Source organism: Novosphingobium sp. 17-62-19, from assembly GCF_002256775.1.
Taxonomy (GTDB): domain Bacteria; phylum Pseudomonadota; class Alphaproteobacteria; order Sphingomonadales; family Sphingomonadaceae; genus Novosphingobium.
The window spans coordinates 13,774-33,820 of record NZ_NCII01000010.1; the positions used below are offsets into that span (position 1 = coordinate 13,774).

Below are 20,047 nucleotides of genomic sequence, written 5' to 3' on the forward strand. Positions count from 1 at the left end.
AAGATGGGAAGCGGTCAATCCATGGCACAGATGACACCGGCCTTCATTGCCATCGATTGGGGCAGCACCAATCGTCGGAATTTCGTTGTCGATGAGGCGGGGTGCGTGCTGCGTGCCGAGCGTGACGGCAAGGGACTGCTGTCTGTGCCATCCGGTGGCTTTGGCGCCGAGGTGGACGCCATTCGCAGCCGCCTTGGTGATTTTCCAGTGGTGTTGGCCGGGATGGTCGGCTCCGCACGCGGTTGGGTGAACGTGCCTTATTTGAGCGCGCCAGCGGGGATCGATGATCTGGCGGCAAATCTGCACTGGGTTGAGGCCGGGAAGACTGCGATTGTCCCCGGACTGGCCGACGTGGCGGGTGACGTGATGCGTGGAGAGGAAGTGCAGCTTCTCGGAGCGGTTGCGGCAGGTCTTGCTCCATCAGATAGTCTGCTGTGCCAACCGGGAACGCACTGCAAGTGGGCGCACATGAAGGATGGCAAGATCGCCACGTTCAGCACGGCCATGACAGGCGAGTTGTTCAGCCTACTGCGCGACCATAGCCTGCTGGCCGATTTCCTGACGGGTGATGTGCGCGATGGCGTGGCTTTTCGTGACGGCGTTGCGGCGGGGCTGCGCGGGAGCCTTGCCACGCTGCTCTTTCGCGTCCGGGCAGCGGCACTTCTGGGAGGTCGTTCGGTTGAGGATAGCGCGGCCTACGCTTCAGGTGTGCTGATTGGCCATGATGTTGGCGGCGCGCGGATTGCGCCGGGCGCGAAGGTCCATGTTCTGGCCGATGCGCACCTTGGCGAACTTTATGCAGCGGCTATCGCCGTTGCCGGGGCCACAGCCATCAGCATTGATAGCCAGGCTGCGTTCTTGGCCGGAATGAACCGCATCTGGAAAGCGAGTGCAGCATGACCGATCTACCTGCCACCGAGGCCCTTGCGCAACTCAATGCCGCACTTGCACGATGCCCGCTTGTGGCGATCCTGCGCGGCGTGCGTCCTGATGAGGTTGAGGCGGTGGGCGACGCCATCATCGCGGCAGGTTTTTCGATCATCGAAGTGCCGCTGAATTCACCGCAGCCGCTGGATTCAATTGCACGCCTTGCTCGACGGTATGGCCCTGAGGTTTGCGTTGGCGCAGGCACCGTGCTCAGCACCGAGGATGTTGCGGCCGTCCATGACGCGGGAGGAACACTGATGGTTTCTCCAAACGTCAATCTCGCCGTGATCCGCACAGCGGTTGCACACGGCATGATTGCACTGCCGGGATTCTATACCCCGACAGAGGCTTTTGCGGCGATTGATGCCGGGGCTACCGGGCTGAAACTGTTCCCTGCTGAAGGGGCCAGCCCTGCCTATCTTAAAGCCCTGTGCGCCGTCATGCCCAAGGATTTGCCGCTCCTTGCCGTGGGCGGCGTGACACCCGATAATCTGGCGCAATGGATGGCTGCGGGCGCGCAAGGGGCGGGCCTTGGGTCAGCGCTCTACAAAGCCGGGCTATCGGCTGAAACAGTAGCCATCCGCGCGCAGGCGTTCGTCGCAGCGACGCGGGCCTGATTGCGGGCGCTCATGTAAGGCGATTCGGGCATGAAAAGTGCTGCCACAGGGCTGGCATGTTGGGGTGGCGGGAATCGCCCAATGATCCATAAGTGTATGATTTTGTTTAGGTAGTATCTGAAGGCGCCCCAAATTGAGCCCCTCCCCTGGAGCCCCATCTGTTCGACGACGTACCCTCCGCCCCAGGCGCCAAACGCGATGCCGAGATTAAAGGCGCCGATGTTCATGCCGGATGCGACGTCAGTGGCTCCGGGCGATACCTCCCGGGCGATCTGGACGACGTAGGACTGCAAGGGCGGGACGTTGCCGAAGGCGAACCCGCCCCAGAACAAGGTCACCGCGACAGCTGCCCAAGGAGAAGTGAGGCCGAAGCCAAGCAGGACCAGTGAGCCTGCAAGACCGGCGAAAACGACGGTCAAAGCGGGAACCGGTCCGATCTTGTCGGAAAGCACCCCACCAAGAATATTGCCGAACGCGACCGATACGCCGTAAAGCAGGATGACGAGGGTGACCGCTCCTTCGGAAAGGCGCGTTATGTCGGTAAGCATCGGCGCGAGATAGGTGAATGCGATGAAATTGCCGCCGTACCCGACTGCGGTGATGAGGTAGACGAGCAGCAAGCGCGGCGAGGTGAGAGCTTGCGCCTGTTGACGCAAGGTCGGCGGCGCGTCGCTTTTCAGGTTGGCCGGGACCAGCACAGCACTGGCGCCGAGACCGATGAGCGCGAGCAGGACGACACCATAGAATGTCGCGTGCCATCCGAAGTTCTGCCCAATCCATGTTCCGAGCGGCACACCGGTTACCAGCGCGACGGTGAGCCCGAGGAAGACAAGCGCAATTGCGCTCGACTCTTTTTCCTTAGAGACAAGCTTGGTGGCGCATCGTCGATGCGATCGCGAAAAACACACCATGCGCGAGCCCGTTTATGAACCTGGCTGCGACGAGCGCGAGGTAGCTTGGAGCAAAGGCTGCCATCAGGTTTCCGGCAGCAAACAGCATCAGCAGCGAAAGGAGCAGCGTCTTGCGTGGCAGCTTGCCGGTCAATGCCGTGAGGATGGGTGCGCCAATGGTGACACCAAGGGCGTACAGACTGACCAGAAGGCCGGCTGATGGAAGGGAAACGCCGAGATCCGCAGCGATCGTGGGTAACAGCCCGACGATTACGAATTCCGTCGTGCCCACTGCAAAGGCGCTGATAGTCAGCGCCCAAAGCGCAAGCGGCATAGTCTTCTTGCCAACCATGTTTGTCTCCAGGTTCGAGATTTCAGTTCGACGCGAACCTAGGCGCACGTTATCATTCGAAAAAGCGCATGGGAGACATTGCAGCAGTGCTGGAACCGCACGAATTACCCGACCTGAAAGAGGTCGCTTCCTTCATCGCCGTTGCCGAGGATGGCAGCTTTGCGGAGGTCGCTCGTCGCCTGGGATTATCCCCGTCGTCCCTGAGCCGCCTGGTTGCTTTGGCTCTCCGCGCCAAGGCGCTACGAGCGTGGTTCGATTCCCTTCACCGCTCCATTTTCCGGTCTCAGGGCGAACATGATCGACGTTTCGCTTTTGACCAAGCGAGCTGGGCATCAAGCGTGGCGCAGGCAAACCGCAGCGCAGACTACCAATGCTCCACGCCGGGGCGCGCAGGGTCTACGGCAAACCTTGCCAGCGTCGACACCCTGCCGCCTGGCCGGTCGACCTGATCCATAACCTTCACTTCGGTGGTCCAGCGATCCGGGGTGATGTTGTACACTTGGTAGCCGCGCTGGTTGTTGATCAGCTTCATGTGGGGATTGTTGTCCAGCACGTTATGTTCATCCGGGTGGCGTGCGCCGCCCGTTCCGCCTGAGGAAATCGACGTGGCCAGAAATTCACTGGCGATGGAAGGGCCGTCTGGCCTTTCATCGTCCACTGGCACCGAGCCGACAAAGTGCTGGTGCACATCGCCACTGGCCACGACAACATTCTTCAGATCGTGCTTGCGGATGCTGTCGATGAGGCGCTGGCGGCTGTGGCTGTAGCCGTTCCAGTTGTCGGCACTGACGACCGGCCGGGTGCCGCCATCCTTGCGGGCATCGTGCGGCATCATCATCACTTGCTGGGCGATCAGGTTCCATCGCCGCTGGTTGCCAAGCCCTGAATCGAGCCATTTTTCCTGTTCGAATCCGAGCAGGCTGCGGTCTGGCCGATCAACCGGCAGGCAATCGATGGTTTCGATGCGTGGAACGCCGGGCCGCTCGCACAACTGGTCGCTCCGGTGCGAGCGCGTATCGAGAACGTGCATCCGCAGAAGCTGTCCGTAATCGAGCTGGCGATACATCCGCCCGCCGAATTCGGGCACCTGCGAACGGCGTACAGGCATGTGTTCATACCATGCCTGCATCGCCGCCGACCTGCGTTTTGCAAAATCGGCCGGCGTGCTGCCATCCTTGTCAAAGATCCCGCCCCAGTTGTCGTCAATCTCGTGATCGTCGAACGACATGATGAATGCGGCGGCAGCATGGGCCGCCTGCAGATCGGGATCGGTCTTGTATTGCGCATAACGCTGTCGGTAATCAGCCAGCGATTGCGTTTCGTCGCCCTGATGAAGTCGGGGGCCAACGCCGGGACGCGGCCCAAACTCGTAGATGTAATCGCCGTAGTGGAACACGGCATCCAGATCCGGTTCTGCCGCGATATGGGCAAAGGCCGAAAAATAGCCGACTTCGAAGTTCTGGCATCCGGCCACGGCAAGGCGCAGGCGGTCGATGGCGACATCCGGCGCCGGGGCGGTGCGAGCCATGCCAACCGGACTTTCACCGGCGCCTTCCACGATGAAGCGATACCAGTGGGGGCGGTGTGGCCGCAGCCCATCCACTTCGACATGGACCGAATGGGCCAGCGCCGCGACTGCGCGCGTCTGGCCCTTTTGAACGATCTGCCAGAAGTGTGGATCTTCAGACACTTCCCACCGCACCGAAACGTCCAGCGGTAGCATCCCGCCGTTCTCGGCCAGCGGTTCCGGCGCAAGCCTTGTCCAAAGGACAAAGCCGTTCGGCAAAGGATCGCCTGCGGCAACGCCCAGCGTAAACGGGCTTTTTGCAAACCGTGGATTGGCCAGCAGGCGCCCCGGCATGGCGCTGCCTAGAATCGACAGGCCCAATGCGCTGACGGAATCGCGGCGGTGAATCAAGGTCACGTAGCTTCCCCCGGTTTTGCGGAATAAGGGAAAGACGCCCGACCGGCTGAAAACCCGACAAGCCGGAGCGCAATCAATTTGCGATCGGGGATTGTGCCTTGGCTGCGATCACGATTGCACTGCCGTTCTGCCGGACATCCAGTCCATAGGCATCCCTTATTGCCACAAGTACACGGTCCGGTTCGGCTATGCGAAAGCGACCGCTGACCGGCAGCGTGGCAAGCGACTGGTCTGCAAAGCTGATCGGCTGTGATACATGGCGCTGCACTTTTGCCACAAGGACGGCCAGTGGAACGTCAGTCGCCTCACACCAGCCTGCGGTCCAATCGGGCCGTGCCTGCGCGGTGGCAAGTTGGATCGCCGGGCTTGTGCTGATGCCACCGTTCAGCACGCGGCTGCGTTCACCCCGGTGCAAGACGCGGGGTGAGGCTTTGTCCGCTTCAAGCGCCACAGCGCCGCGATAGACATCGACGATGACGCGGTTGGCTGCTTGCCGATCAACATTGAAAGCCGTTCCCAGCACACGGACCTTGGTAGTATCGCTGCGCACATAAAATGGGCGGTCAGGATCGTGCTGGACATCGAAAAAGGCTTCGCCTTGCATCAGCGTCACATCGCGCTTCCACGGCAGCATCCGCACTGCCAGTTCGGCATTGCCGCTTAAATCAACGTGCGATCCATCGGCCAGAACGATGCTTTGGCCAGTGCCTGCCCCGGTTCGATAGGTGGTGGTAAAGAACATCGGGCCAGCGAGGAACAGGGCAAGGAGAGCACACATCCCAACCACCATCCAGCCGGCCATGCGGCGGTTCAGAAAATGGTCGCCTTGCACGGCACTTTCGGCTTCGTTTTCATCGCGCGAAACTTCGCGAAGAGCATCGACCAACGCGTCCGAGTGCCACAGCGCCTGCATATCGGCAAATTCGTCGCGATTGCGCGGATCCGAACGCATCCACTCGTCAAAAGCCTCGCTCGCCGCAGTATCCACGGTCGGCTGGTCCAGCCGGTTGACCCAGCGGGCCACCTCTTCCGGATTTCGTTCCTGCCCCATAATCATCGCCCATCCGTTTCCGCGCGAATGGGAGCCAAGGCCCGCTGAAGGTCCGCCAATCCACGTGTAATGTGCTTTTCAACAGCCTTGAGGCTGATCTGCAAGTCCCTTGCAATGGTGGCGCAGCTTTGTTCGTGCAACCTGCGGCGCACGATAACCTCGCGGCGCAGCGGCGGCATGGCAGCCAGCGCGCCAGCCAGAACGTTCAATTCCTGCCGCCCAGCGACTACCGTGTCGGGCAAAGGGGCATCGCTGGCCTGATCCTCTTCGATTTCACCGACATAGCGACGATCACGGCGATGGTGGTCAACCAGCAGGTTGGCAGCAATGCGGAATCCCAGCGCATAAATGCTGACAATCTTCTGCTGCTGCTTTTGTGTGACGAGCCGGGACAACGTTTCCTGAACCACATCTTCGACCAGGTCCATGCGACTGGTCCGCGACCGTACATAGCGGGCGATGGTTTCTGCCAGATCAGCCCAATCTTCATCGGGAGCGCATGGCAGCGCGTCTTCTGACAGGGGAAGTAGCTGTGGCATTGGCGATCCGAAGTTTTGATTCGCTGCCCCCTATGCTGGCAGTGTTACAAGTTCGCGCCAGCACCGGACCAGACAATGCAATGTAGCAATTTTGAAACAAATATGACTTTGTTTTGAAACAACAAAATTCTGTCGGGTTTTGCGCTGATCATACGTCTTACCCCCGTCTCAGCTTTCCAATGGGGGATTTATGTTACTGTCCGGACGCCTATCTCATCTGCTGCTTTGTTCTGCCGCCTTGACCGGGCTGGCAATGCCTGTCCAGGCCCAGCAAGTGCAGGATGCAAACGTGCGCGTGTTCAACTTTGGCATGGCAGCACAGCCGATGACAGAGGCTCTTCTGGCCTATTCGCGCACAACGGGATTGCAGGTCGCCAGTTCGCCCGCAGCGCTGGCAGGCGTGCAAAGCGCCCCTATTCGTGGCCGTATGACCGCTGATGAAGCTTTGCGTCGCATGACGGAAGGAACGCCAGTCAAGGCTCGCATCGTTGGCAGCACGGTGATGGTAGAGCGCCAGAGCGCGCAGGCAGCAGACTCTGCGACGATCATTTACGAGGATGCACAGCCCGAAATCGTGGTTGCCGGTTATCGCGAAAGCCTTGCCCGCGCCGAACAGATCAAGAAAGCCGCAACCGGATCGGTCGATGTAATTCTGGCGCAGGATATTGCCGCATTTCCAGACCAGAATCTGGCAGAAGCGCTTCAGCGTATCCCCGGCGTGACGATCAGCCGCGACAGCGGCGAAGGTCGCCAGATTTCGTTGCGCGGTCTTGGGCCGGATTTTACCCGGACCCAGTTGAACGGCATGGAAGTGCTGACCAACACGTCAACGGGTCTGGACAGCCGCGGCACATTCAGCCGCACGCGCGCATTCGACTACAGCATCTTTGCATCTGAGCTGTTCAATCAGGTCACGGTCGAAAAATCCTATACCGCGCAGCAGGATGAAGGCGGCATCGGTGGCACGGTAGGTCTGCGCACAGCCAAACCGTTCGATTACGATGGGTCAACCGTGGTTGTTTCGGCAAAGGGCCAGTTCAACCAGCACACCAAGAAGCTGACGCCCCGTGTGGTCGGCCTGATTTCGGGACAGGCCGGCGATTTCGGCGGGTTGCTGTCGGTTGCCTACAGCAAGGCCGATACTGTGGAGTTCGGCTATCGCAACTGGAATTGGTCACAGATCAACTTTCGCGCGCCTAACGTCGGCCCCGCCATTCCGGCAGATGTCCGGAACCTTCTGGTCAACGCACGCGGCGCGGATCGGGTGTGGAACAGCCGTGCGCAGACATATGCGACCTGGTTCAACCAACGTGAACGACTGGGCGTGACCGGCGCACTGCAATATCATCCCGACGACAAGACTGACGTGACGCTGGACGTGCTCTATGGCCGCCTGACCAACAATCGCGAAACCTACGCTTTGGGGGCTGCCGGTACGAACAACGTTTCGGCCAATGATATCACCGGCACGCAAGTTCTGACGGGCGTGACGATCAACAAGTTCAACAGCATCACGGCAGCATCGTTCACCGGCGTGGACATGCGGACCGAAGCGCGCGACACGCTCGACACAACCGATTTCTGGCAGGTTGCGTTGGGCGCAAAGCATTCGCTGACCGATACGGTTCATGCCGATCTGCATGCGGGCTGGTCGCGCTCCACGTTCCAGTCGGGATATCAACAGGCGCAGATCGAAGCTGTCGGCAAAGGCTACAGCTTTTCGGGCCTGGATACCGAAACGCCGCGCAATGCGTATGATTTCGACATCACCGATGGCAGCGCTTGGGATCTTTTCCAGGCGGAAAGCCGCGACGACCGTATGGTGAGCGAGTTCTTCAACGTTAAAGGCGAACTTGCCTGGGACGTTTCGGACAGCTCCACGCTTAAGGCCGGCGGCGGATACAAGGTGTTTGAAAACAGTGCCTCGCAGCGCCGCAGGGTGAACAACTATGACGGCAGGCCCGGCCTGCCCGATGTGCCGACAACCGTGCTCTCGCGCCCATCGGTTACGCCTTATGCCGTTGCCGACGTAGCAGCCACGATGCAGTTGCTGGGCCTTACCGCTCCGTTGACAGCTGCGAACACGACTGTGGGCAGCGATTTCGAGCTGAAAGAAAAAAGCATCGCTGCCTTTGCCCAGTACAACCTTGATACGTCCATGGGCGACGTGGGCGTTCGGGCCAATATCGGTGTGCGTTATTACCGGACCACACTGGAATCGCTGGGCACTGCACTGGTCGGGACGACGCTGACCCCGGTCAGCATCACCAATCGGTACGACGGGTTCCTGCCTGCTGCCAATCTGGCGCTGGATGTCACGCCATCGATCGTGGTGCGCGTAAGCGCCAACCGTAACCTCAACCGCCCGGCATTGAGCGACATGCGCGCTGCTGCCACGATCAACGTTGCCAACTTTGGCGGCACGATCAGCGCAGGTAATCCCAACCTTACCCCGTTCATCGCAGATTCGGTCGAAGGATCGTTCGAATACTACGATGGCAAGCGTGGTTCGTTTGCAGTGGGCCTGTTCTACAAGAAGATGAAGTCCTTCATCACGACAGAAACGACCCCGGTGCCGTACAACACCACCGGTTTTCCGGTTTCGCTGCTGCTGCCGGGACAGGACCCTGCGATCCTTTACAACTATACCCGTCCGGTAAATGGCGAAGGCGCTTCGATCAAGGGTGTGGAGATCGCAGCCAAGCGTGATTTCGACTTCCTGCCCGCGCCGTTTGACCGATTGGGCATGGTGGCAAACGTGACCTTTGCCGATGGCACCACCGATGTCGTCTATTCCGGCACATCGGTCACGCTGCCTCTGCTCGACCTGTCCAAGGTTTCGTCAAACGCCACACTCTATTACGATACGCCAGTGTGGGGGGGCAGGGCGTCAGCGGCCATGCGCAGCAAGTATCGTCGCGGCAGCGGCGGCAATGGCAACATCGGTGAATACTTCACGCCAACGACCAACATCGACGCGTCTGCCTACGTCAATGTCAATGAGAACCTGCGGTTGACGCTGGAAGCAGTGAACATCACCGATCAGAACATAATTCAGTATGCAGACAAGGATGCGAAGCGCTTGATGACCGACACTATCAGCGGCCGCACGATCCTGTTCGGCGCAACGATGCGGTTCTAAAGCCAATCGCTGCAACGGCCGCTTGTGCAGGATATCTTCACAAGCGGCCGATTGCTGTGACTACCAGATCAGGCACCGCATCCGGGGCGGTATCTGATCGTAAATGATCGGACAAATCGTCGTAGCAAACAGTGCAGCCCAGGCCCTGACGCCGCAGGAGAATCGCAGGTTGCGCCAGCAGGAAAGTGGCCTCCAGGCGCAGGCCAATGAAACGTTTTGGGGCAAGCAGACCTTTCAGCACTCGCCAAAGCATGGCGCAATTTGGTCGCCTGCTGCCTCGGATCAAGAACGCCGGATCGTGATTCACTGCCTCGACGAAGAGGCAGTGAGATGTCTGATTTCTTTTGGTTTTCGGATACGCAGTGGGCTCGGATCGAGCCGCTGCTTCCGACCGATGTACGCGGGAGGGCGCGGGTAGATGATCGCCGTGTGTTGAGTGGGATCGTCCACGCACTTCGCTGTGGCGGCCGCTGGGCTGATTGTGCTGACGTTTATGGACCGAAGAAAACGTTTTATAACCGGTTCGTTCGATGGTCTGAGCGTGGTATCTGGGAGGGCATCTTCAGTGCTTTAGCGGGAGCAGGAGAGGCCCCGGACAGGCTCTTCATCGACAGCAGTTGTATCAAGGCCCACCGCTGCGCAGGCGGCGGAATAGGGGGGGCTTGGCTCATGGTATCGACCGCACGAAAGGCGGACGGAACACCAAACTCCACGCTGTCTGCGACGAAAAGGGCCGCCCCTGCGTCCTGCTGCTGACGCCCGGAAAGTCGCGGCAGTCCTCGCATGTGATGTCGCCAATTGGTTTGCTTGCTCCCAAAACATCTTCGATGACCCGCCCTCTTGTATGGTGGGTAAGCATAGTCCGATCTGATCGTCGCTTGGTCGGGTCTTGTAAGTATCGGTCGTAAACTTCTGAAAGCGTCGATCCTGAGATTGGGGCGGGCGCTTGCACGGGTCGTGGCTGGATCGTCGAAATAACAGTGGTCGATGCGATAGACCCGAGAATCAGGCGCGAATCATGGGGCAAACCGATCTCATGACGCTTTTGCTCGAACATCGCATCAATCTCAGCGGCAACCTGCCGACTCAATTGAATGGCGAGTGCGAGGCTGTCCGTCCCAAGGGATCGTTTCACATGGCTACGGCCAATCGCATCTCGAAGATCGACAGGAACTCTCACCCGAAACTGGTAAATTGACCCTCTCAACGAAAGTCCGCGCACAGACCGTTCGTGACCCAACCGTGTGACCCACTGTTGAGGACGATTTTTCAAACGATTTGAGAGCGTTAGGCCATCATCTGGCGTGCGATTGTGACCCACCTCTGTGACCCAAGCGCAAGAATCCGCCTGCTGATTGGCAGCTTTCGGTTGTTTTTCAGTATGTTGTGAGGAGTTGGAGCGGTAGCGGGAACCTAAAAGCATCAGAAATCGTCGAATTTCCAATGGATTTAGCGCAGTTATGTTTAAGGATACCCCCAATCATACCCCCAAATCTTCCGGCAAACTATGTAGCTCACCGGCAATGTCGCGCTTGATCCACCGGGAAAGATCGGCAGCATAGCGTTGCGCAATGCCATTTTCCTTCTCTTCACTGGGTTCCAACGCCTGTTTAACCGACCGGGCAATATTGTTGCTGGCTTCTGGTGCTAGATGGCGAGCGAACCGGATGGCGTCAGTCAGGGCCACCCGCGCCTTGCGCTCGGCTGGCCCCCAAACGAGTATCTCGGCATTCCTCTCCAGCCGACCGACGAGGGCGACCGGAGCGCTGAAAGCGATCATGGCTTGGATCATGTATCGTGCGCCCTCCCATTCGCCATCCTCGTTTTCACTTCCCCAAGAGAAGGGAATGATCGAAACGATGGCATAGGCAGCGGAGTAAGCCAGCACGCCGACGGCAATCAGCGTGATCAGCGCAAGCGGTAGTTCATGCCAGGGACGCTTATGGATACTTATGTGATTTGGGTGCTCCCGCCTGTACTTCCGATCAAATCGCCCCCGGACGTGATTGATCGCTAGCGTGTCGAGAAACCAGCCCGGCCAACAGATTGCCGCGACTATATAGAGCGTGCCGTAACCTGCGAAAACAGATTGAGAAGCTCGCAAGATATAGGGCGCTACATCACTCATCACTGGCGCATTCCGGGATCGGTTCGCCGCTTGCGCTCCAGCAAAACCACTACGGATGCATCTTGCGCGGCGTGGCTTGCCAGCCGATCGATAACCAAAAGACGAACACGGTCCCGCTTTTCGCCTTTGGCCAAGACCCTTGCCAAATTTTCCATTTCCGTCCGGCATGACGCTGCAATGGCGCGACCAATCGTCATGGCATCGGACAAGCCGTCATCGAGCCGACGCGCCTTTTCGATCTGGCAGCCAATATAGGTATCGCCTGCTTGTTCCCTCTCCGCATCGGTGGCAGGCTGTTCTCTGGCCCCCGCATTGGCATGGAGGTGGAGAGCAGCAACCGTCAGCGCCGCAGCGAATTTCAAAGATCGGCCAGAACGCATTTTGCCCCCTGTTTGCCCGGCTGGTGCCGGGTGGTTGAACACGTGCGAGCACGGGGCAGCACGCCTCCCGTATTCGCCGGGAGGCTATTGTATTTCGGGAGCCGCCCGACATAGGCGGTTCCGTGCTCAGCACTGTGTGTGCATCGCCAAGGCTGTTCAGACCCGGACGACAAGAAGGGCTTAGCTCAATTGCCGGTTTACCTGCAAGGCATCGTTGCCCGGTGAGAATGACCGGCGGATTGGCTAGCGCATTCCAGCTAAGGCCTAGTTCGAGTTACCCGGTTCCCTCCAGACCCGTTCTGCGGATGAACGGAGAGGTATCGAAAACGAGGTGCAGGCAGCGCCTATTCGTCGTCTGCAACCCCACGCAGCAGTGCCGCCAGCCTCTGCATTTCGTCAGACCTCGCACCGTGCTTCCAGGCATTACAATTGCCGTGTGGTGCGCCGCTTCCCTTGCCGCCGTGCATTCGGCACCTCTTGCGTCCCTTGATCGCTGGCGCTTGGCAAGACTTGCCGGATCGCGTCCGGGCGAGGCAGCGACGAGCCGCGTGCGCCCTTTGCATGGGGTTGTTCGGCAAGTTGTCCATTTTCAGCGCCCCCGGTGTGGTGATGAAACTGATCTGCGACGATGGCTTGCCCGCCCTCATTGACATGCACATGCTTGACCAGTTGCTGGTGGCCGTTGACCAGCCGATCGAGCGCTTCGACCGTCGCGCGGCATTGCGATTGGGCTTTCAAAGCCAGACGCATGTAGTGATCGGTTGCTGCCATGTTCTCACCCATATTCGCAGCAGAGCGCCGGACCATTTCGACAAAGATGGCGTTCAATGAAACCGACTGATTGGCCAGCAGGGCGCGTTGCTCAGCAAGGTCGCCAGCTTTTACCGCGATGGAAAGGTCGTTCAGAGCTTCGATAAGGCCGGGAAGCGGCAGTTCCCCGAAGTATCCCCTGCAAAGCGTTTGCGTGACAAGGGCCGCACTACCAATGGAATTAACCCCCAGATCGGCGAGCGCGCGCTCATTGGGCATTCCATTCTCGTCGATCTGGGCACGGCTGGCACTAGCGTCCTGTTCCGTCATGGTTGCAACTCCTTGTCCTTGCGTGCCTTCGCGCCGATGTTCTGCGAAGTGCCGCAGCGCTTTCCCATGATCCTGCCAGTCGGCTTGGTGCTGTGAATGTCGAACAACTCTGCGCTCTCTTCGTTCACACCTTTCAGCAGGTATTTGAACACGGTTTCAAAATTGGCTGCGAACAATGCAGGGTTGCTCCATTCCAGCCGCAGCCGCCCGCCAATCGGCTTGCTGCAAATGACACCCTTCCGATAGGTCCGGCCCGTGATCCGATGCAGCCAGCCCTTTTGCAATTTCGACACAGCCGCGACCAAACGTGCCGGAACATGAGCCAGAAGATGGCAATGACCACCTTCGCGCTCCCTGCCTTCATGGACGTAAAGCCACGCCGTTTCGCTGCCATAGCGTTTGAGCGCTTTCGCCAGCAGATCGATGAAGCGCCCGGTCGCTTTCACCATTTCATCCAGCACCACCCCGGCAGACGCCCAATGAATGGTAATGAAGCGCGTAAGCGGAAGCCCGATGGCGTCGGCGTGCTTCGCCGCCGCCATCAACTTGCCAACCTGATCGGTCGTAAGCCTCCGACTTTCACGATCCGCACGGTTGTGGGCACCACCCCTCAAACTCGTCGCAGTGAATTTCGCTGCATCACCAATATAGGGCGGTTCGATGGCAATGCGGCTCGATTGACTATGAATTGCCGGATTTTCGGTATCCTTGCCCACATTGAGGTCGTTTGAAACTTCACCGGAATTGCCATTGCGGTGAAGTTTCAAACCAGAAGCTGCATGACGGTCTGCACGCACATGGCACGTTTGCGCTGCAACGTCGGAGTCACTACTATCGGGTTGCGACCGGCCAAGACAAACCAGCTCGCGCGAAGCCCCGGCCCGCCAGCCGGGGTTTTGCATGTTTGAGAGCATGGTTCATGCCTCCCCGGCAATCAGCGCGTGGAGCGCTTCCGCAGGAATAATCGTGCGCCCACCAATGCGGACAGCATTCAGACGGCCAGCCGCAATATGCGCATAGATCGTTGTGCGGCCCAAACTGGACGCCGCACACGCCTCCCTGATGCTGTAGGCAATCTTGGGAATGCTTGTTTCGTCAATCTTCATTGAATCACCTCGTTCGTGGTTGAACGAGTTCATTCAGCATGGTTCGGCCAATTCAATCCGTGATGAAAAGAGGGCTAAACTAACCATCGACGTGCAGCGAGGACTGCCATCAGCGAAAATGCATCAGTCCCAGGCTTTGGCATGGACCGGCGATATTCCTCCAGTTTTTCAGCAGTTGGCTCCAAGGATTGACGTATTTTTTCTCGCTCAGACTCTTTGCGTTTCAGCCACTCGATACGGCGAACTGTCTCAGGCGCGTAGTTGCCGTTGGCCAAATTTCTGTTCCGTAGCCACAATGGTAACTTCGGCCCTTTTTTCCGCTTAGTGGCACGAAGCATAATCTTGGCAACCGGCCTCAATTTTCTCGGCATCGACATCGCGGTATACCCGCAATCGAGCAACCGGATGGCAGCCAATGGCAGGCAATAGGTCGAAACAGCATCACGGGGGCGACCGGTCGGTTTTCCAAGTAACGTCTCAACCATATCACGCAATTCGACTGACCGAACCCGATCTTCCTCTTCGATTTCGCGCTCCGTCATCATTGCAGCGCATAGAATCGTTCGTTCAAGTGGCTGAAATGTCGTCAACCAGCGCCCGAACTCGATCGCACGGTGACGGGCCAGCCGCACTGGCACAGTGCCCTTGCGCCGAGTCACTTTAGCCCGCCAGCTTTTCAGGGAAGCCCACTTTATCGCCTCCTTTGCGAAGCTGGTCGAGATGGTCAGACCACCATTGCGCCATTTCAACGCGCTCGTCCCAGTGCGCTCCGCGATGATATGCAGCTCGCACCTTGTCTGTGTCGCCATGTGCGAGCGCCCGCTCGATTGCATCGGGATGCCACTTGCCGCTTTCGTTTAGCAGTGTGGAAGCCATCGCGCGAAAGCCATGTGCAGTCATTTCATCGGTGGAATAGCCCAACCGCCGCAGACCTGCATTGATCGTGTTTTCACTCATTGGGCGGGCGCGGCTGCGGATCGACGGGAACACAAAACCAGTCGGGCCGGTGATAGCTTGCACCTGCCGAAACAGGTCAACGGCTTGGCGAGATAGCGGGACGTGGTGCGCCTTGCGCATTTTCATCTTACCCGCTGGGATGATCCACAGCGCGGCCTCTAGGTCGATATCGCTCCATTCGGCATGGCGAAGTTCGCCGGGACGGACGAATACGTGGGGCGCTATCTGCATGGCCAATTGTGTAAGGCCCTGTCCTTCATAGCCATCAATGGCACGAAGCAACTCGCCCACCCCATTAGCATCGGTTATCGCACCATAGTGCGTCACTTTCGGCGCGGTCAACGCCCCGCGCAGATCGCGGGTAGGGTCCGAGCGAAGGCGCGCCGTTGCCACCGCATAGCGAAACACCATGCTTGCCAATTGCAATGTGCGTCGCGCGCTTTCCAGATTGCCCTTGGCTTCGATCTTGCGAACGGCAGTCAGCACGTCGGCAGGCTCGATTTCCGAAATGGCCAACCGACCGATACTGCTATTCAACAGGGACAGCAGATATTCACTGCGCGTAGCCGTCGCTGGCGACCAGCCCTTTTCTCCGTCCCGCTTCCGCTTTGCGCAATACTCGTTGGCAATGGCCGTGAAGGTGTCGGCTGCCTGAATGCGCGAACGCACTTTGTCGCGCTGCTTTTCGCGGGACGGGTCTTTGTCCTGCGCGATCAGCTCCCGCGCCTCCTCCCGCCGCTTGCGGGCCTCACTCAGACCAATTTCAGGATAGGCACCAATGGCGAGCAGCTTTTCACGCCCGTCGATTCGATACTTGAGTCGCCAGAGCTTGCCACCCGCTGGGGTGACTAGCAGGAACATGCCCGCCCCATCAGCCATTTTGAGCGCCTTCTCGGCGGGCTTAGCATTCCTAATTGCTACGTCTGTCAGCGCCATATGCCTGCAAGCCCCTTACCGGGATAATCCTGCCCGATACCCCCAGTCGCGGGGGTATCGAATTGGCCGTTTGTGAATACCCCCCAATCATACCCCCACCGGCTGGTGGCTGTATGCGGACATGGCTGAACACTGACGGCCTGATTTCCGTTTAATACCGGGGGTTTTTGTAGGATGTCCAGACGAATCGGATACTGGCGGACAGGAAGTTGGAGCGGGTAGCGGGAATCGAACCCGCCTAGCTAGCTTGGAAGGCTAGTGCATTACCACTATGCTATACCCGCCCAGTCCGGCGTGGCGCCATGTGGCGCCAAGTGGTTGCGGGCGCTTGCCACGGCAAGGGCGGTTTCGTCAACCTTGCAAGTGAGGGTAACAGCAGGGCACTTGACGATGTGGATTAAAGATATATCTTAGATCTTACATGAAAGCTATGAGAGAATTCCGTATGACTGCCAGCCAAGCCATTGTCCCCACCGCCAGCGCAAGCCGCTACCTCCAGCAGTTGTGCAAGCACTGGGGGCACAAGTTTGAGGTGACCTTTGATCCGCAGCAGGGCCGCGTTGCCCTGCCGTTTGGGCCGGTGGAACTGAAGGCCAGCGATACTGCGCTGGAGGTGACCTGCCGTATCAATGGTGAGGGCGATCTTGGTCGGATGCAGCAGGTTGTCGCCGATCACCTGAACCGGTTCGCCCATCGCGAAGGCGAACTGGCCTTCGACTGGCAACCTCTCGCCTGATCCGGCGCCGCGTTCCATTCACCGTGTCTATAGTGAGCAATCAAAACCATTGCTTTGCGGCAAGTTGGGCAGAGGGCTAGTTCCTCTCCCTGACAATCCGGGAGAATGACATGCGTCTGGCAACTTTGAACGATGGAACGCGCGACGGGCGCCTGGTGTTGGTTTCGCCCGATGGTGCGCACTGCGCTCCGGCACCCGTCGCCACGCTACAGCAGGCGATCGAGGAATGGGATGTGGTTGCGCAAGCGTTTGCTGCGATCAATCACTTCCCCGAAGCGCTTGACCCGGCGCAGGTTCTCGCGCCTCTGCCGCGTGCTTGGCAATGGCTCGATGGCTCGGCTTTTCAGAGCCATGGCGATTTGATGGACGCCGTGTTGGGGATCACCAAGTCCAAGACTGATCTGCCGCTGATGTATCAGGGAATGTCTGACACGTTCCTTGCGCCGACCGCCGATGCGCGCTTCCCTTCGGAAGAGCTTGGCATTGATTTTGAGGGCGAGTTCGGTGTGATCGTCGATGCCGTACCGATGGGCACGACTGCTGCCGATGCGATGTCTCACATCAAGTTGATCGTGCAGATCAACGATTGGTCGCTGCGCACGCTGGCCGGACTTGAGATGAAAACCGGGTTTGGCTGGGTTGGCGCAAAGCCCGCCTGCGGGATGGCGCCCTTTGCTGTGACGCCTGATGAACTCGGCGCGGCCTGGGCCAACGGCCGCGTGGGCCTTGATTTGCTGGTCGACTGGAATGGTGAGCGTTTCGGTGCGGCCAATGGTGCGGTGATGGGCTTCGGTTTCCATGAACTCGTTGCCCATGCAGCACGAACGCGGGATCTGGTGGCAGGCACGGTGATTGGATCAGGCACCGTGTCCAACGCCAATTTCCGCGAAATCGGCTCATCCTGCATCGCTGAGCGGCGCGGGATAGAAGTGCTTGATCAGGGTGAGCTGAAAACCGCGTTCATGGCTTTTGGCGATACCGTGCGCATGGAAGCGGTCGATGCATCGGGCCGCGCACCTTTCGGCGTCCTGGACCAAAAGGTGGTCCGCGCCTGAGCCGAGGCCACTTGCCCTTCCTTCGATAATTGTTATAGCGCATAGCGAAATCGGAGGATGCCATGGCTGTTGTAGCGAGTCTGTCCCACGCCGCGCTTGATCGTTTCCTGCGCCCGAAATCGGTCGCCGTTGTCGGCGCGTCCGACAAGCCGGGCGCTTTGGGGGCGACGATCCTCACCAACCTTGATCGCAACGGCTATGCCGGTGCGGTTTATCCGGTGAACCCCAAGCGCGATGAGATCATGGGCAAGCGCTGCTACCCGTCGGTCGATGCGCTGCCTGAGGGTGTTGACGTGGCCGTGCTGGCCATTCCCCGTATCGGCGTGCTCGATGCGGTGAAGGGTTTGGCGGCGCGCAAATGCGGCGGCGTGGTGATTTTTTCGGCGGGCTTTGCCGAGGGCGGCGAGGAAGGCCTTGCCGAACAGCGCGAAATCGCACGGATTGCGCAGGAAGCGGGCATGGTGGTTGAAGGGCCGAACTGTCTTGGCCTCGTCAACTATGTTGACCGCATTCCGCTGACTTTCGTCGAAACCAATGCAGTACCGCCTGCGGGCAAGCGCGCCATTGGCATCGTTTCGCAATCGGGTGCGATGGCAGCAGTGCTGGGCACCATGCTGCTCGCGCGCGATGCGGGCGTTTCCTACTCGGTTTCCACTGGGAACGAAGCGGCCAGCGGCGTTGAAGATTATGTCGATTGGCTGGTCGATCAGGACGATACGCATGTCATCGCGATGATCGTTGAGCAGTTCCGCAAGCCGCAGGCGTTTCTTGCGGCTGCCCGGCGTGCCAAGGCCGCAGGCAAGCCGGTCGTGCTGCTTCACCCCGGAAAATCGAGCGCAGCGCGCGAATCCGCGGCTACCCACACCGGCGCGATGGCGGGCGACTACAAGCTGATGCGTGCGATGGTCGCGCGCGCAGGCGTGATCTTTGCCGAGACATTGGAAGAGCTGGGAGACATTGCCGAAATCGCGGTACGCTGTCCGGCCCTGCCTTCGGGCAAGACGGCGGTGCTGGGCGAATCCGGTGCGTTCAAGGCGCTGACGCTCGATCTTGCCGAGGAGCTGGATCTGCCGCTCGTTGATCTGCATGACGAGGATTCGCCTGCCCTGCGCGCGGCGCTGCCACCCTTTGTGCCGGTTTCCAACCCGCTGGACATCACCGCACAGGGCCTTTCCGAACCGGCAATCTATACGCGGTGCATCGAAGCGCTGCTGGACGATGATCGCGTGGGCACCGTGTTGGCCGGGATCATCCAGGCCGAACCAATCACCTGTGCAATCAAGTTCCCGGCGGTGCTGGCAGCGGTAGAGGGCAAGACCCTGACCAAGCCGGTGATCTTTGCCGGGCTGGACCAGGGCGCAGATGTCCCAGCCGAGCGCATTGCCGCATTGCGTGCAGCAGGTGTGCCATGGTTCCCCACAACCGAACGCGCGCTGCGTGCGATCACCCGGCTGACGCATTGGGCGGCGCAGGATCTTGGCGCAAATGATCTTCCGGCAACCCCGCTGGCCGGGCTGGACGTAGTTTCGGGCGTGATCCCGGAATACAAGTCGAAAGACTTGCTTGGCCCCATCGGCATCACCTTCCCCAAGGGGGGCTTTGCGGCCAGCGCCGATGCGGCGGTCGCTGCGGCTGATGCCGTGGGCTATCCGGTGGCGATGAAGGCGCAGGCGGCTGCGCTGGGCCACAAAAGCGATGCAGGCGGCGTGATCCTGAACCTTGCCGATGGCGCTGCCGTGCGTGAGGCGTGGGAGCGCATCCATACCAATGTCGCGGCCTATTCCTCAGCCATCAAGCTCGACGGCGTGCTGATCGAGGCGATGGGCAAGCGCGGCATGGAAATGATCGTGGGTGCCAAGAACGATCCCGAATGGGGACCGGTGGTGCTGGCAGGCTTCGGCGGTGTGACCGCCGAAATCCTGCAGGACGTGCGGCTGCTGACGGCTGACCTCACGCAGGACGCGGTTGAAGCGGAACTGATGAAGCTCAAGAGCGCAGCCTTGCTCACTGGCTATCGCGGTTCTCCAGCGCTCGACGTGCCCGCGCTTGCTGCGCTGATCGTCAAGGTTGGGCAGGTTCTCCGCGCTGAACCATCGATCCGCGAGATCGACCTCAACCCGGTGATCCTGCATCCGCTGGGCGAAGGCGTGGTTGCCCTCGACGCACTGATGCTGGTGGATTGACTCAGCCGATCATGGAAAGCGGGAAGGGCGGTCCATTGGGCCGC

The 20,047-nt window shown here is 59.5% G+C and carries 22 protein-coding genes, 1 tRNA gene and 1 pseudogene; 8 read left to right on the forward strand and 16 right to left on the reverse strand.

All coding sequences use genetic code 11. The annotated features are described in order from the left end of the window. Positions 1-21 precede the first annotated feature (21 nt). Together B7X90_RS02775 and B7X90_RS02780 are read left to right on the forward strand one after the other, a co-directional pair. On the forward strand, positions 22-900 hold the full coding sequence (locus tag B7X90_RS02775) for a 2-dehydro-3-deoxygalactonokinase (protein WP_366409654.1): 879 nt from the start codon (positions 22-24) through the stop codon (positions 898-900). Continuing rightward, positions 897-1,544 carry a 2-dehydro-3-deoxy-6-phosphogalactonate aldolase gene (locus tag B7X90_RS02780; protein WP_292621472.1) on the forward strand — a complete coding sequence of 216 codons (648 nt, stop codon included), beginning with the start codon at positions 897-899 and terminating at the stop codon, positions 1,542-1,544. The genes B7X90_RS02775 and B7X90_RS02780 overlap by 4 nt, the downstream gene beginning before the upstream one ends. On the opposite strand, the gene B7X90_RS02785 is transcribed toward B7X90_RS02780, so the two are convergent. After that, positions 1,472-2,455 carry an MFS transporter gene (locus B7X90_RS02785; protein ID WP_292621473.1) on the reverse strand — a complete coding sequence of 328 codons (984 nt, stop codon included), beginning with the start codon at positions 2,453-2,455 and terminating at the stop codon, positions 1,472-1,474. The two genes, B7X90_RS02780 and B7X90_RS02785, sit on opposite strands and share 73 nt — an antisense overlap. After that, a complete protein-coding gene (locus B7X90_RS02790; protein WP_292621474.1) occupies positions 2,403-2,786 on the reverse strand; it encodes an MFS transporter in 384 nt (127 codons plus the stop codon). The genes B7X90_RS02785 and B7X90_RS02790 overlap by 53 nt, the downstream gene beginning before the upstream one ends. Positions 2,787-2,854: 68 nt before the next feature. Here B7X90_RS02790 and B7X90_RS18325 point away from each other — a divergent pair, with 68 nt between their 5' ends. Next, positions 2,855-3,235 carry a LysR family transcriptional regulator gene (locus B7X90_RS18325; protein ID WP_366409655.1) on the forward strand — a complete coding sequence of 127 codons (381 nt, stop codon included), beginning with the start codon at positions 2,855-2,857 and terminating at the stop codon, positions 3,233-3,235. On the opposite strand, the gene B7X90_RS02795 is transcribed toward B7X90_RS18325, so the two are convergent. From B7X90_RS02795 to B7X90_RS02805, 3 genes are all read right to left on the reverse strand, one after another. After that, positions 3,151-4,710, reverse strand: a complete 1,560-nt coding sequence (locus tag B7X90_RS02795) for an alkaline phosphatase D family protein (RefSeq protein ID WP_292621475.1) — start codon at positions 4,708-4,710, stop codon at positions 3,151-3,153. The two genes, B7X90_RS18325 and B7X90_RS02795, sit on opposite strands and share 85 nt — an antisense overlap. 73 nt (positions 4,711-4,783) lie before the next feature. Then, complete coding sequence (locus B7X90_RS02800; protein ID WP_292621476.1) at positions 4,784-5,761, reverse strand: FecR domain-containing protein; 978 nt, start codon at positions 5,759-5,761, stop codon at positions 4,784-4,786. Between the two features lie 2 nt (positions 5,762-5,763). Then, positions 5,764-6,300 (reverse strand): RNA polymerase sigma factor, encoded by a 537-nt coding sequence (locus B7X90_RS02805; RefSeq protein ID WP_292621477.1) that lies wholly within the window; start codon positions 6,298-6,300, stop codon positions 5,764-5,766. A 253-nt stretch (positions 6,301-6,553) separates the two neighbouring features. Here B7X90_RS02805 and B7X90_RS02810 point away from each other — a divergent pair, with 253 nt between their 5' ends. Further along, a complete protein-coding gene (locus tag B7X90_RS02810; protein ID WP_292621478.1) occupies positions 6,554-9,442 on the forward strand; it encodes a TonB-dependent receptor in 2,889 nt (962 codons plus the stop codon). Between the two features lie 37 nt (positions 9,443-9,479). Here the strand turns inward: B7X90_RS02810 and B7X90_RS02815 are convergent, their stop codons facing one another. Then, positions 9,480-9,683 (reverse strand): hypothetical protein, encoded by a 204-nt coding sequence (locus B7X90_RS02815; protein ID WP_292621479.1) that lies wholly within the window; start codon positions 9,681-9,683, stop codon positions 9,480-9,482. 89 nt (positions 9,684-9,772) lie between these two features. Between B7X90_RS02815 and B7X90_RS02820 the strand changes: the two are divergent. Then, a pseudogene (locus tag B7X90_RS02820) lies at positions 9,773-10,167 on the forward strand (IS5 family transposase); the annotation flags it as partial. On the opposite strand, the gene B7X90_RS18330 reads toward B7X90_RS02820, so the two are convergent. From B7X90_RS18330 to B7X90_RS02865, 10 genes are all read right to left on the reverse strand, one after another. Beyond that, on the reverse strand, positions 10,110-10,865 hold the full coding sequence (locus B7X90_RS18330) for a DUF6538 domain-containing protein (RefSeq protein ID WP_366409656.1): 756 nt from the start codon (positions 10,863-10,865) through the stop codon (positions 10,110-10,112). The pseudogene B7X90_RS02820 and the gene B7X90_RS18330 overlap by 58 nt on opposite strands. 57 nt (positions 10,866-10,922) lie before the next feature. After that, on the reverse strand, positions 10,923-11,570 hold the full coding sequence (locus B7X90_RS02830; protein ID WP_292621482.1) for a hypothetical protein: 648 nt from the start codon (positions 11,568-11,570) through the stop codon (positions 10,923-10,925). Then, the gene (locus B7X90_RS02835) at positions 11,570-11,950 is read right to left on the reverse strand and encodes a hypothetical protein (RefSeq protein WP_292621483.1); all 381 of its coding nucleotides are present in this window, start codon (positions 11,948-11,950) and stop codon (positions 11,570-11,572) included. Before B7X90_RS02835 ends, B7X90_RS02830 begins: the two co-directional genes overlap by 1 nt. A gap of 344 nt (positions 11,951-12,294) precedes the next feature. Further along, positions 12,295-12,441 (reverse strand): hypothetical protein, encoded by a 147-nt coding sequence (locus B7X90_RS18335; protein WP_366409658.1) that lies wholly within the window; start codon positions 12,439-12,441, stop codon positions 12,295-12,297. Next, positions 12,374-13,030: a hypothetical protein gene (locus B7X90_RS02840; RefSeq protein WP_292621484.1), complete on the reverse strand. Its 657-nt coding sequence runs from the start codon at positions 13,028-13,030 to the stop codon at positions 12,374-12,376. The genes B7X90_RS18335 and B7X90_RS02840 overlap by 68 nt, the downstream gene beginning before the upstream one ends. Further along, the gene (locus B7X90_RS02845; RefSeq protein ID WP_292621485.1) at positions 13,027-13,944 is read right to left on the reverse strand and encodes a hypothetical protein; all 918 of its coding nucleotides are present in this window, start codon (positions 13,942-13,944) and stop codon (positions 13,027-13,029) included. The genes B7X90_RS02840 and B7X90_RS02845 overlap by 4 nt, the downstream gene beginning before the upstream one ends. 3 nt (positions 13,945-13,947) lie before the next feature. After that, positions 13,948-14,136, reverse strand: a complete 189-nt coding sequence (locus B7X90_RS02850) for a helix-turn-helix domain-containing protein (RefSeq protein ID WP_292621486.1) — start codon at positions 14,134-14,136, stop codon at positions 13,948-13,950. 74 nt (positions 14,137-14,210) lie between these two features. Further along, complete coding sequence (locus B7X90_RS02855) at positions 14,211-14,678, reverse strand: hypothetical protein (RefSeq protein ID WP_292621487.1); 468 nt, start codon at positions 14,676-14,678, stop codon at positions 14,211-14,213. 118 nt (positions 14,679-14,796) lie between these two features. Next, positions 14,797-16,029, reverse strand: coding sequence for an integrase arm-type DNA-binding domain-containing protein (locus tag B7X90_RS02860; protein WP_292621489.1), 1,233 nt, complete (start codon positions 16,027-16,029; stop codon positions 14,797-14,799). A gap of 210 nt (positions 16,030-16,239) precedes the next feature. After that, a tRNA-Gly gene (locus B7X90_RS02865) sits at positions 16,240-16,313 on the reverse strand. Positions 16,314-16,474: 161 nt separating this feature from the next. Here B7X90_RS02865 and B7X90_RS02870 point away from each other — a divergent pair. The 3 genes from B7X90_RS02870 (at position 16,475) to B7X90_RS02880 (ending at position 20,003) form a co-directional block, all read left to right on the forward strand. Beyond that, the gene (locus B7X90_RS02870) at positions 16,475-16,765 is read left to right on the forward strand and encodes a DUF2218 domain-containing protein (RefSeq protein ID WP_292621491.1); all 291 of its coding nucleotides are present in this window, start codon (positions 16,475-16,477) and stop codon (positions 16,763-16,765) included. A 110-nt stretch (positions 16,766-16,875) separates the two neighbouring features. Continuing rightward, entirely contained in the window at positions 16,876-17,820 is a 945-nt protein-coding gene (locus B7X90_RS02875) for a fumarylacetoacetate hydrolase family protein (protein ID WP_292621493.1), read from the forward strand. A gap of 62 nt (positions 17,821-17,882) precedes the next feature. Next, on the forward strand, positions 17,883-20,003 hold the full coding sequence (locus tag B7X90_RS02880; protein ID WP_292621495.1) for an acetate--CoA ligase family protein: 2,121 nt from the start codon (positions 17,883-17,885) through the stop codon (positions 20,001-20,003). The last annotated feature ends 44 nt before the right edge of the window (positions 20,004-20,047 follow it).

What these genes read in the sequence shown, in the direction of transcription:
- B7X90_RS02775 (WP_366409654.1), top strand. Translation starts at nt 22, where the DNA reads ATGGCACAGATGACACCGGCCTTCATTGCCATCGATTGGGGCAGCACC.
- B7X90_RS02780 (WP_292621472.1), top strand. Translation starts at nt 897, where the DNA reads ATGACCGATCTACCTGCCACCGAGGCCCTTGCGCAACTCAATGCCGCA.
- B7X90_RS02785 (WP_292621473.1), bottom strand. Translation starts at nt 2,455, where the DNA reads ATGGTGTGTTTTTCGCGATCGCATCGACGATGCGCCACCAAGCTTGTC.
- B7X90_RS02790 (WP_292621474.1), bottom strand. Translation starts at nt 2,786, where the DNA reads ATGGTTGGCAAGAAGACTATGCCGCTTGCGCTTTGGGCGCTGACTATC.
- B7X90_RS18325 (WP_366409655.1), top strand. Translation starts at nt 2,855, where the DNA reads ATGGGAGACATTGCAGCAGTGCTGGAACCGCACGAATTACCCGACCTG.
- B7X90_RS02800 (WP_292621476.1), bottom strand. Translation starts at nt 5,761, where the DNA reads ATGGGGCAGGAACGAAATCCGGAAGAGGTGGCCCGCTGGGTCAACCGG.
- B7X90_RS02805 (WP_292621477.1), bottom strand. Translation starts at nt 6,300, where the DNA reads ATGCCACAGCTACTTCCCCTGTCAGAAGACGCGCTGCCATGCGCTCCC.
- B7X90_RS02810 (WP_292621478.1), top strand. Translation starts at nt 6,554, where the DNA reads ATGCCTGTCCAGGCCCAGCAAGTGCAGGATGCAAACGTGCGCGTGTTC.
- B7X90_RS18330 (WP_366409656.1), bottom strand. Translation starts at nt 10,865, where the DNA reads ATGCTTTTAGGTTCCCGCTACCGCTCCAACTCCTCACAACATACTGAA.
- B7X90_RS02830 (WP_292621482.1), bottom strand. Translation starts at nt 11,570, where the DNA reads ATGAGTGATGTAGCGCCCTATATCTTGCGAGCTTCTCAATCTGTTTTC.
- B7X90_RS02835 (WP_292621483.1), bottom strand. Translation starts at nt 11,950, where the DNA reads ATGCGTTCTGGCCGATCTTTGAAATTCGCTGCGGCGCTGACGGTTGCT.
- B7X90_RS02840 (WP_292621484.1), bottom strand. Translation starts at nt 13,030, where the DNA reads ATGACGGAACAGGACGCTAGTGCCAGCCGTGCCCAGATCGACGAGAAT.
- B7X90_RS02845 (WP_292621485.1), bottom strand. Translation starts at nt 13,944, where the DNA reads ATGCTCTCAAACATGCAAAACCCCGGCTGGCGGGCCGGGGCTTCGCGC.
- B7X90_RS02850 (WP_292621486.1), bottom strand. Translation starts at nt 14,136, where the DNA reads ATGAAGATTGACGAAACAAGCATTCCCAAGATTGCCTACAGCATCAGG.
- B7X90_RS02855 (WP_292621487.1), bottom strand. Translation starts at nt 14,678, where the DNA reads ATGACGGAGCGCGAAATCGAAGAGGAAGATCGGGTTCGGTCAGTCGAA.
- B7X90_RS02860 (WP_292621489.1), bottom strand. Translation starts at nt 16,029, where the DNA reads ATGGCGCTGACAGACGTAGCAATTAGGAATGCTAAGCCCGCCGAGAAG.
- B7X90_RS02870 (WP_292621491.1), top strand. Translation starts at nt 16,475, where the DNA reads ATGACTGCCAGCCAAGCCATTGTCCCCACCGCCAGCGCAAGCCGCTAC.
- B7X90_RS02875 (WP_292621493.1), top strand. Translation starts at nt 16,876, where the DNA reads ATGCGTCTGGCAACTTTGAACGATGGAACGCGCGACGGGCGCCTGGTG.
- B7X90_RS02880 (WP_292621495.1), top strand. Translation starts at nt 17,883, where the DNA reads ATGGCTGTTGTAGCGAGTCTGTCCCACGCCGCGCTTGATCGTTTCCTG.